The sequence below is a fragment of the Candidatus Eisenbacteria bacterium genome, assembly GCA_016867715.1.
Classification (GTDB): Bacteria; Orphanbacterota; Orphanbacteria; order Orphanbacterales; family Orphanbacteraceae; genus VGIW01.
The window spans coordinates 21436-32664 of sequence record VGIW01000030.1 but is presented as its reverse complement, the minus strand read 5'-3'; the positions used below and the strand labels follow the sequence as shown (position 1 = coordinate 32664).

Genomic DNA, 11229 nt, shown 5'->3' with positions numbered 1-11229 from the left:
CCCTCTTCGAGAAGGGCGCGGTACGCCGCGATCGCACGCTCCGAGGCGTCGCGGACCCGCTCTCCGAACGCGCGGTGCTCCTCTTCCGGAAGGTCCGCGAGCACGGACCCTTGCTTATTCTTCTCCTCTTGCACGCGCTTCCGGTCCGGGACGTAGTACTCATCCTCGGCGAAGACCGTATAGCGTCCGGAGATCTCGTTAAAGCTCGACCATCGATGCCGAAACCACTGGCGGGCGACGAAGATCGGGCACTTCACGTGGAACTGAAAGACCGACTGCTCGAAGGGGGTTTCGTGCCCGTGGACGAGGAGGTACCGGATCAGCTTCCGGTCCTGTTCCTCCCCCTTCGCCCCCTGCCCGAAGGAAACCCGCGCCGTTCGGACGACGGTGAGGTCCCCTCCCATGAAGTCGGCGAGGCGGATGAAGCCCCGGTCGAGGACTGGGAGGTTCACCGGCCGATCCCTTGAAGGTTGAAGCAAACCACCTTCGGCTCCGTCATCTCGAGGAGCGCGAACTGGATCCCCTCGCGGCCGAGACCGCTTCGCTTGACCCCGCCGAACGGCATCTGATCGACCCGATAGTCGGAGGAGTCGTTCACGATGATGCCGCCCACATCCATCTCGCGGATCGCGTAAAACGCGTTCTCGATCGACGAGGTGAAGATCCCCGCGAGAAGACCGTAGTCCGTCCCGTTCGAAAGACGGACCGCCTCCTCGAGGTTCATCACCGGGTAGAGCGAAACGACCGGCGCGAACACCTCTTCGCATCCGACCCTCGCTCCTTCCGGTACGTCGGCGAGGACGGTCGGATCGTAGACCGCTCCGCGCCTCTTTCCCCCGGCGAGGAGCGTCGCGCCCGCCTTCACCGCGTCGTTCACCCACGACTCGATCCGCTTCGCCTCGTTCTCGGTGATCATCGGTCCCATGTCGCAATCCTCTTCGAGCTTGGGACCGATCTTGTACTTCTTCGTGCGCGCGACGAACGCCTCCGCGAACTTCTTGTAGATCGGTTTCTCGATGTAGATCCGCTGCACGCCGATGCAGTTCTGCCCGGCCGCCCAGAAGGCGCCGGAGACCGAGCATTCGACCGCGAGATCGAAGGGGGCGTCGGCCATCACGATCACCGGGCTGTTCGATCCGAGCTCCATGCCGATCTTCTTGAGGCCCGCCTTGCGCGCGATCGCCTCGCCCGCCTCCGGGCCGCCGGTGAAGGAGATCATGCGGACGCGCGGATCGGTCACGAGGACGTCGCCGATCCGGTCGCCGCGTCCGGTGACGACCTGGAGCGCCTCGGGCGGAAGGCCCGCCTCGAGAAACGCCTCGGCGAGAAGAAGCGCCGAGAGCGGGGTGACGGTCGCTGGCTTCAGAACCACCGCGTTCCCGCCGGCGAAGGCGGGACCGAGCTTGTGCGCGACGAGATTCAGCGGATCGTTGAAGGGCGTGATCGCCGCGATGATCCCGATGGGGAATCGATAGTAGTAGCCGACCCGATTCTCCGAGCCGGGCGCGGCGTCGAAGTTCACCGTCTCGCCGACGATCTTCCTCGCCTCGTCCGCCGCGATCTGAAGCGTATTCGAGCAGCGGAACGCCTCTTTCCGCGCCTCGCGGATCGTCTTCGATCCCTCGCGAGCGATCCTGCGCGCGAACTTCTCTTTGTCCCGGGCGACAAGCTCGGCCGTCCGCCGAAGGATCGCCACCCTCTCGTGCGTCGGAAGGCGCCGCATCGTCTCGAATCCTCGAACGGCGCTCTCGATCGCGGCGAGAACGTCCTTCTCGTTTCCGGAGGGGACTGTGTCCACCACCGAGTTGTCATACGGGTCGATGACCTCGATCTTCTCGTCTCGATCGACCCATCGGCCGCCGATCAGCATCTTCATGGTTCGTCCTCCTTATCTACTTGCCGCACGAGCGGTGGATGTCGATGAGATCGGCGAGGACCGCGAACCCGGTCGCCGCGCGTCCGGCCCCGGGTCCGACCACGGTCACGCTTCCGAGGAGATCCGTCTCGAAGGTCACGGCGTTCGTCGGGCCGCTCACGCCCGCGAGCGGGTCGGTTAGCGGGAGCGCCGCCGGCGCGACCGAGGCTTGGATCCTGCCGCCTTCGATCGACGCGCGTCCGATCAGCTTGTAGCGCTTCCCCTCGGAAGCGGCCTTCTTCATCTTCTCGGGTGTGATCTCCGTGATCCCCTCGCATGGAATGTCGGACGGTTTCACGCGGGCGCCGAGAACGTAGTTTGAAAGGATGACGACCTTGCCGAGAGCGTCCCATCCCTTCACGTCCGCGTCCGGAACCGCTTCGGCGTAGCCGAGCTCTTGCGCCTTCTTGAGGATCTCGTCGTAGCCCATCCCCTTTTCCATCTCGGTGAGCATGTAGTTCGTGGTGCCGTTCAGGATGCCCGAGAAGGATTGGACGCGGCACCCGGCGAGGTTCTTCTTCGCGAAGGAGAGGACGGGCGTGCCGCTCATCACCGTCCCCTCGAAGAGGAAGCGAACTCCCTTCGAGCGGGCGAGGTCGAGAAGGTCGGGGAGGAAGAGAGCGACGGGGCCCTTGTTGGTCGTGACGACGTGCATCCCGCGCGAGAGAGCCTGGCGCACGTGGGTCGTCGCCGGCTCGCCGGTCCGAATGTCCGTGTATCCGATCTCGACGAGAACGTCGGCGTTCGTCTCGCGGATCGTGGTGAGCGCGTCCAGCCCCCCTTTGCCGCCCGGATACCCGTCGAGGGATTTCCCCTCCTTCACCATCCGGAGCGCTTCCTTAAGGTCGATGCCCGACGGCGCGAGCACCGATCCGAGGCGGAGATCGGAGACGGCGACCACGGAACACGCGAAACCTTCTTCATCCTTCAAGGATTGCTCCTTGGCGAGGAGGATCTCGGCGAGTCCCTGTCCGACCGTTCCGAAGCCGATCATCGCGATCTTCCATGTCTTCATTGTCTGCTCCTTTGAGCCGGGTGGTCGTTTATCGCAAGGCCTGTTTCAAGTCGTCGATGATGTCGTCCGGGTGCTCGATGCCGACGGAGATGCGGACGAGCCCGTCGGTGAGGCCGCGCGCGAGGCGGTCCTTCTTGGGGACCTCGGCGTGCGTCATCGTCGCGGGATGCGTCACCATCGTCTCCACGGCGCCGAGGCTCTCGGCGAGCGAGCAGAGGCGCACGCTGTTCATGAGCTTCCGGCCGGCCGGGATCCCTCCCTTGAGCTCGAAGGAGATCATGCCGCCGAAGGCGCGCATCTGACGTCGCGCGACCTGATGCTCCGGATGGCTCTCGAGCCCCGGATAGGAGATGCGCTTCACCTTCGGATGCGCCTCGAGAAAGCGGGCGACGGTCATTCCGTTCTCGCTGTGCCGCGCCATCCGGATCGCGAGCGTCTTCACGCCCATGAGGACGAGCCAGCAGTCGAAGGGACTCGGGACCGCCCCGACCGCTTTCTGAACGAACTTGAGGCGCTCGAAGAGACCGTCGTCGTTCATGACGACCGCGCCTCCGATGATCTGGTTGTGCCCGGAGAGGTACTTCGTGGTCGAGTGCATGACGAGGTCCGCTCCGAACTCGAACGGCCGAAGGAGCGCGGGGGTCGCAAAGGTCGAATCGACCCCGTAGAGGACTCTCTTTTTGCGGCAGATCGCGCCGACCGCCTCGAGATCGGTCACCTTGAGGAGCGGGTTCGTGGGCGTCTCGATCCAGACCATGCGCGTCTTTCTCGTGATCGCGCGCTCCACCTTCCTCGGGTCGGTGGAATCGACGTACGTGAAGCGGAGGCCGTAGCGGGAGAGAATCCGCTCGAAGAGCCGATAGACGCCGCCGTAGACGTCGTCGGTGGAGACGATGTGGTCTCCCGGCTCGAAGAGACGAAGGATGGCGTCGACCGCCGAAAGCCCCGAGGCATAGGCGACCGCGCGGCGTCCGCCTTCGATCGCGGCCAAGTTCTCCTCGAGCATCTGGCGCGTCGGGTTCGAGGCGCGGGTGTAGTCGAAGCCTCGGTTCCTTCCGACTTCCTCCAACACGTACGTCGCGGTTTGATAGATCGGGGGGACGATCGCCCCGGTCGTCGGATCGGGGACGATGCCCGCCCGCACCGTCTTCGTCTCGAATCGCATCGTCTTCGCAGGCTCCTTCCGGAATGAGCTCCGTGCCGCGGTTCTCTTCGCCATGCGCGTTCCCCCCGAGAATGGGAATGGGGCGGAAGAGGAAAAATGGAACGACGAGAGAATAGCAGAGACCCGGGAGGGGAACAAGGCAACCGGCGCGGCGCGCTCAGCGGGGTGGGGAGGGGCGGACGCGGGCGAGAAGAGCGGCCCCCGCGACGAAGAAGAGAACGATGACGAGCGCGCCGGGCCGGCTCGACCCGGTCGAACGCGCGGCCAGCGCGAAGAGAAGAGGCCCCACGATTCCGGCGAAGCGGCTGCTCACGCTGAAGAAGCCGAACCACTCGCCGCTCCGCTCGGTCGGCGTGAGCGAGGCGAAGAAGGAACGGGAGAGAGCCTGCGTACCCCCTTGGACCGTGCCCACGATGAAGGCTAGAAGCCAGAAATGCCAAGCCTCGGAGAGGAAGAACGCTCCGAGCGAGAGAAGGGTGTAGACCGCGAGGCCGACGAAGATCCCGGCGCGCGCTCCGATCTTCTTCGCCGCCTTCCCGAAGAGAAGCGAGAACGGAACGCCGACGAACTGCACGAGAACTAGAGCTCCGATGAGATCGTTTCTTCCGATGCCGACCTCCGATCCATAGATCGTTGCCATCTTGATGATCGTTCCGATCCCGTCCCCGTAGAGCCAGAAGGCGAGGAGGAACTTCCATGCTTCCCGGTGGGCGCGGATCTCCCGGAGCGTTCCCGCGAGCCTGCGGAAGGTCTGGATCGGGACGGCGGCGAGAGGAGACCGGGCGCGGGAGGGATCGGCCGGCGGTTCCGGCACGCGCCTCGCGAGCGGGATCGTGAAGAGCCCCCACCAGAGGGCGACGGTGAGGAAGGAGACGCGCATTGCGGAGGCGGGGGACGCGAGCCCGAAGAACGAGGGGAAGAGGACCATGGCCGCGTTCAGGACGAGAAGGAGTCCGCCGCCGACGTAGCCGACGGCGTAGCCCCGGACGGAAATCCGGTCGAGATCGCCGGGGCGCGCGATGTGGGGGAGAAGGGAATCATAGGCGACGAACGAGATCACGAACGGAACGTGCGCGAGGATGTAGTAGATGGACGCGCGCGGCCATTCGTTCTCGCCGACGGTCGCGAGGAGGGAGGTCGCGGCGATCCCCGTCCCCGCGGAGAAAAGGAGAAGAGCCTTGCGGCGTCCGAGAAGATCCGCCGCCGCGCCGGCGATCGGGGAGAGGAGAGCGGCGAGGGCGAGAGAGACCGCGGTCGTGACGCCCCATGCGGCGGTCGCCTGCGGGCCGGGGAGATCCTTGGCGGCGACCGAGGCGAAGTAGATCGGGAGAAGAGCCGCCATCACCGTGGTGGCGAAGGCGGAGTTCGCCCAGTCGTAGAGGCACCAGGCGTTCACGCGCTTCCGGTAGAGCTCTTCGCGTTCGTCCAGCGGGCGCTCCTCCGCAGCTTTCCGCGCGGCTCACGCGGGGCCGCTGGTTATGGGGACACGCGCTCTACTTCGATCCCGCGGCGGCTTTCGCGACCGTCCCGAGAAGTTCCTCATACGAGACCTCGAACTTCCGCACGCCGTCCTTCACGAGGTGCCCGAGGGTGATCTCCTCGATGTCGACCCCGATCTCGGCGAGAGACGCGAAGACCTCCCGTGCTTCGGCAATCGTTTCATTCGTTAAGGTTCGGCGGGCGGCGCCGTGATGGCGGAAGGCGTCGATCGTCTCTTCCGGCATCGTGTTCACGCAGTGCGGTCCGATCAGCTCCGCCACGTAGAGGATATCGGAATAGGCTTTGTTCTTGGTGCTCGTGCTCGCCCAGAGGGGATTCTGCGGGCGCGCCCCCCGCTCCGCGAGACGTTTCCAGCGCTCGCTCCCGAACTTGGCGAGGAACGCGCCGTACGCGAGACGGCTGTTGGCGACCGCGACGCGCCCTCGAAGCGCGGCGATCGCTCCGGACTTCTCGGGACGCGCCGCGAGGATCGCGTCGAGGCGCTTGTCCGCTTCCGTGTCGACGCGGCTCACGAAGAAGCTGGCGACGGATCCGATCCCTTCGATCGGCTTCTTCTCGGCGAGACGTTTCTCGAGACCTCCGAAGAAGCGGTCGATTACCTCCTCGTAGCGTCGGACCGAGAAGAGGAGCGTGGTGTTGATGTTGAGCCCTTCGGAGAGAAGGGTCTCGACGACCGGAAGCCCTTCCACGGTTCCCGGCACCTTGAGCATGAGGTTCGGGCGGCCGACCCGCTTCCAGAGCGTTCTCCCTTCGGCGATGCTCTCCTCCGTCTTGTGGGCGAGCGTCGGGTTCAGCTCGAGGCTGACGTATCCGTGCTCGCGGTTCGTTCGATCGTATAGCGGACGGAAGACATCGCAGGCCGCTTGCACGTCGCCGATCATGATCTCCCAGCAGATCTCCTCGGCGCTTCTCCCGCGCGCCGCGAGGCCGCGGATGTCTTCCGCGTACTCGGACCCTGCCGAGATCCCCTGCTGGAAGATCGTCGGGTTCGAGGTCTCTCCTCGGATGCCGTCTTCCTCGATGAGACGCGCCAATCGGCCCGTGCGGAGGAGCTTCCGGTCGAGATAGTCGAGCCAGACGCTCACGCCTTCTTTCGAGAGCTCTCGGAGCGGATTCTTCGACATGAGGGTCTCCTTGTTCGTATCGCGGGCGGCACCTCGCCGCTCGTCCATTCTAGCATGGGCGGGCCCGCTCAACGGGCCGACCTCCCCCTTGGGGACGCCTCCGAACGCGCCCAGGTCGTCTCCGCATGGGACGACGCAACCACGGCGGGTAACCGCAGCAGGAAAAGGCGGATCCGATCCAGCGAAGACGGGAAGCTCCGGAGCCGAGGGTGAGGCTCGCTTGCTCAAACATTCCGCGCGCGGCGCGCGGCAACTCGCCGCTCTGCCCCGCCCCCGTCTCCGGAGAAAGACAAACCTGGGCGCCTGGGACCCGCCGTCCGAGAATCAGAAAGGGCGGGCCCGAGAAGAGCCCGCCCCACGAACCATTCACATATGAAAGGAACTACCGAATCAGCGTCACCCGCTGCGTCTCCGCATGCGACCCCGCACGGAAACGAACGAAGTACACCCCCGACGACACCGCCTCGCCCCTCTCGCTCCGCCCATCCCACATCACCGCGTGAGATCCCGCGTCCCGCACCCCCTCCACCAACCGCCGCACCACACGACCGCTCACGTCGTACACCTCCACGCTCACCCCCACACGCGACGCCAACTCAAACCGAACCTCCGTCGTCGGATTGAACGGGTTCGGAACATTCCCCAACAAACGCGTCGCACGAGGAAGAACCCCCGTTCCCAACGCGTTCGCATAACTCACGTGCGTCTCCACCGACCAATCCTCCCCCGCCGTCTCAAACGACACCACACGCACCGACGCACGCCCCTCGTCCAACACCCGAAAACGAAACACCCCCACCGCCGCATCCCCCACCGTCACCGGGCCCCGAAGGCTCGCCAACTGCACGTCCGATACCCCGCGCTCCGAACGATCGAACGGCCCGAGCACCAACGGCTCCACGAACAAATCCCCCGCCGTGAAACCCGCCGGCTCCAATCCTGTCCGATCGTACTCCACGTCCACGTGCACCGCCTGAACACCCTCCCAGCCCCGCGCCCCCACGCGAACCTCCAGATACGCCCCGTCCTTCCCCGCTCCCAACTCCCCCACCTCCACGTACGGGCTCAGTCCATACACCGCTCCGGCGCTCGCGAGAAGAAGCGCGCCGAGAATCCCCATCACTCGCATGCTCTCTTCGCCTCCTTCTTTACGGACACGCCGCTCCGGCCGCCAAAGCCTGCGCGTACTTGATCGTGTCCTGGAAGTTCACCGCTCCGTCCGGGCTCCCGTTCAGGTTCCCGCAGTAGCCCGTCCCCGCGTTCAACAACTGCGCGTACAACATCGTGTCCTGGAAGTTCGTCTGCCCGTCCCCATTGAGGTCCGGGCTCCGTACCGTCCCCGACGCCGGGTTCGTAAGAGCGATCGCCTGCACCACCGCCGAAACCGTCACCTCCCCGCAACCGCCCGCATGCTCCACCTCGAACGTCACCTCGCCCGAAGCGTTCGTCGGCTCTGTCGAATACAGAATCAACTCGTCCGTCCCGCTCGCGCAGAACTTCATCGCTCGACCATTCAACGATGCCCCGTCGAGCGTCACCGCCACGTCCCCCGCCGGTATCCCCGCGACCGGGTTCCCGCTCCCGTCCCGCACCGTCACCGTGATCGCGAGCACCGAATCCCCAAGACCGTCCGGACGAAGCATCACGTCGTCGTTCACCGCCACGGTCGAAAGCGTCGGATCGATTCCCGGCGTCAAGATCGCATCGATCTTGAAGTCGTCGACCGCCGCCTCGACGAGAGAGCCGCTTCCCGCGTCCTCCGCCATGAAGCGGAACTGCACGGTCGATGTGAGGCTCACGTAGTTGCCGATGTTGAACTGGTAACGCTGCCAGCTGTTGTTCGACTGGGTCGTGTTCTCGAGATAAACCCAGTTCACGCCGTCGCTCGATACCTGGACTCTCCAGTAGTCCTCGTTCGGCGCGTTGCCGAGGTTGTTCGTGTACCAACGCCAGTAGGTGACGAGCGCCATCGCCGCGTCCGAAAGATCGATGACCGGCGAGACCAGCGTCGTTCTTCCGCCGTCCACGTCGTAGGATCCGGCGCTCGATCCCGCGGCGAGCTGCGTGGCGTAGCAGTTCACGCCCGGGGCCGGCGTATGGTCGTCTTCCGGCTGGACCGGCTGGCTGTTGTAGTACGTTCCCTGCGGATCGCCCCTCTCCCAGACGCCGGTCGTGGCGGCGTCTCCCGGAATGCCGACCGTCCAACCGCCGGCGCTCTCGAACTCATCCTCGAAGACCGTCTGGAACTCGCCCACATAGAACCCGTGAAGGGTCGCGGGGGCGTTCGACGGATGAGTCGCGGAGTTCCCGTCGGTGTCCTGGCCGTAGATGTAGTACTGCACGAGCGTCCCGGCGCTCTGCGCGGGGATGTAGCCCGTGTAGCTGTCGCCGCCGACGTTCGACATCCCCACGTTGGAGAACGATCCGCCGTTCAGCTTGTAGTACACCCGGCACGCGCCCGCGTTGATCGGAGCGGCCGACGAGACGATCGTCGCCGTGATCGCCGTCGGCTGCGTCGTGCTCGGCTGCGACTCGACCGGCGTGTGCGTGATCGAGACCGGGCTCAGGATCTCCGGGCACGTGAACCCGTGGTTCTCCGCGCCGACGCAGAGCATCGCGTGATGCGGAGTTCCGTTGTCGAGGTTTCCGTCGTTGTCGTCCGCAACGAAGGTCCAGTAGACCTGATCGGGGAACGAGAGCGGAAGCCCCATCTTCCGGCCGTACCACCAGTCGTACATGATCACGCTGTCCGCGTAGGCCTGCGGATACGCGGCCTGAAGCTGGACCCACGAATCCCAGATGAACCCGGCGATGATCTGCCCGTTGAAGTGGCCCGAGCCTCCGTAGTCATCCGGGTAGCGGAGAGTATTGAGAGAGTTCCGGATTCCGGACGTGCAGTTGTTGAGGTAGAACCCGAGCCCGATGATGCTCTCTCTCGTCAAGAGGTTCGCGACGATATCGGAGTTCCCCTCGTGGATGCTGCTGTTTGGGCTCGTCGGCTCGTAGAGGCGGTGGGTGATCCCGTGGCCGTACTCGTGATAGGCCACGTCGCCCATCCGCCCCGTGTTGCCGTAGCTGGAGCTCTGCACGCAGAAGTTGATCCCGTTGTAGTCGTACCATGCGTTCCCGGGGCAATACCCGTCGGTTCGCTCCACCACGCAGGGCATCACGTAGTCCAGCGGGGTGAAGGTCGGGTCGAGGTTCTTCAGCCACCGGTGCTGCTTGTTGATGTACGAGAAGCAGTCACGCTCGCTGGCGAGCGAGTTCGTGTTCGACCAATCGATCGTGTACGGCGTTCCCGGGGTGATCGTCCCGGTATGCGAGGCGTCGGTCCCCGTGTACCGGTTCACGTTGATGTAGAGACCGCGGAACTCCGCCGTGATCGTTCTCGAGTCGGTTCCGCCGTAGGAAAGCGCGAAGTTCCCGTTCTCGCCGCAATACGTCGTCCCGACGCCGGAGATGTTGATCACCATCCCGTCGACGGGGAAATCGTACGTGTAGCCGTCGCAGTAGCCGTCCCACTCCACGTCCGACCGGGAATGCCCGGTGAAGTCGAGCGGGTAGATCAGGCTCTCCCGCCAGAGGATCTCGCCGCTCCGCGCGTCGACGTAGGTCGACCAATGTCCGTAGGGGTTCTGCGCAAAGAGGTCGAGACGCCATGCGAGACGATAGTCGAGAACCATCTCGTCGTCGCGCGCTTCGCGGATCGGCAGGATCACGAGCTCGCGATGGGTGATCTGATCGCTCCCGCTCACGAAGCCGACTTCCGCTCCGGCGAGCGCGATCGCTTCCGCCTCGGAGAGGACCGGCCGCGTGCTTCCGAGCTTCTCCTTCACGTTCGGATAGACATCGGAACCGAAAGCGAAGAGACGACCCGAATCAGTGAAGACCGCGTGAACGCGCCCGCCGACGACGCGGAGGCCGTCCACGACCTGGTCGAAGTGGGCGGCCCACTTGCCCGGGGCGCTCTGCATCTGAGCCGCGCGGAGATCAGCGTTCGTCGCGCCGAAGAGAGAAGAGTTCGCGCCGATGAACGTGCGCGCCGCCCGCTCGACGTCGGCTTCGTTCGAGAGGGCGGATGTGAAGTCGATGCCGGATCCGTACACATGATGCAGGCTTCCCGTGACGGAGTTCCGGTTGTACCGCCAGTTCCCGCCGTACTGAGCGGCGAGGTCGGCGACCGGAGAAGTCTTCGCCGCGTCCGCCCGTTCGGTCGCTTGGATCCAGAGGCCCTCATCCTCCCAGCCCGGCCGCGGAACCAGAAGCCGGTTCCACTCCGAAACCTCGACGAAGGCGACCGACACGGACGCCCATGCGAGGATCGCGGCGAGGGAGACGAGCGGCAACATTCGCCGAAGGCGCATGCTCTCCTCTCCTTTCCTCGTGCCCGGGAAGCCCACGCGCGTCTGACGTCTCTTCCGATCGGACACAAACCACCTCATGTACGAAACAAAGGGAGACCTTGGGGAACGAACCCCCGATTCGAACACGGGGAGCGCCACCAAGACAC

Annotated in this window: 8 protein-coding genes; all 8 read right to left on the bottom strand. The window is 65.1% G+C overall.

Features of this window, described 5'->3' with window-relative positions; all coding sequences use genetic code 11:
* Window positions 1-404: FAD-dependent thymidylate synthase (gene thyX / locus FJY73_07280; protein ID MBM3320463.1), on the bottom strand; the 404-nt coding region annotated here is incomplete at its 3' end.
* 44 nt (window positions 405-448) lie between these two features.
* Window positions 449-1876 carry an aldehyde dehydrogenase family protein gene (locus tag FJY73_07275; protein ID MBM3320462.1) on the bottom strand — a complete coding sequence of 476 codons (1428 nt, stop codon included), beginning with the start codon at window positions 1874-1876 and terminating at the stop codon, window positions 449-451.
* 16 nt (window positions 1877-1892) lie between these two features.
* Window positions 1893-2930 carry a homoserine dehydrogenase gene (locus FJY73_07270; GenBank protein MBM3320461.1) on the bottom strand — a complete coding sequence of 346 codons (1038 nt, stop codon included), beginning with the start codon at window positions 2928-2930 and terminating at the stop codon, window positions 1893-1895.
* A 28-nt stretch (window positions 2931-2958) separates the two neighbouring features.
* Window positions 2959-4095, bottom strand: coding sequence for a PLP-dependent transferase (locus tag FJY73_07265; GenBank protein ID MBM3320460.1), 1137 nt, complete (start codon window positions 4093-4095; stop codon window positions 2959-2961).
* Window positions 4096-4252: 157 nt separating this feature from the next.
* On the bottom strand, window positions 4253-5437 hold the full coding sequence (locus FJY73_07260; protein MBM3320459.1) for an MFS transporter: 1185 nt from the start codon (window positions 5435-5437) through the stop codon (window positions 4253-4255).
* A 151-nt stretch (window positions 5438-5588) separates the two neighbouring features.
* Window positions 5589-6719 carry a transaldolase gene (gene tal / locus FJY73_07255; protein ID MBM3320458.1) on the bottom strand — a complete coding sequence of 377 codons (1131 nt, stop codon included), beginning with the start codon at window positions 6717-6719 and terminating at the stop codon, window positions 5589-5591.
* A gap of 382 nt (window positions 6720-7101) precedes the next feature.
* Entirely contained in the window at window positions 7102-7848 is a 747-nt protein-coding gene (locus FJY73_07250) for a T9SS type A sorting domain-containing protein (GenBank protein ID MBM3320457.1), read from the bottom strand.
* 19 nt (window positions 7849-7867) lie between these two features.
* Window positions 7868-11083: a hypothetical protein gene (locus FJY73_07245; protein ID MBM3320456.1), complete on the bottom strand. Its 3216-nt coding sequence runs from the start codon at window positions 11081-11083 to the stop codon at window positions 7868-7870.
* Window positions 11084-11229 lie beyond the last annotated feature (146 nt).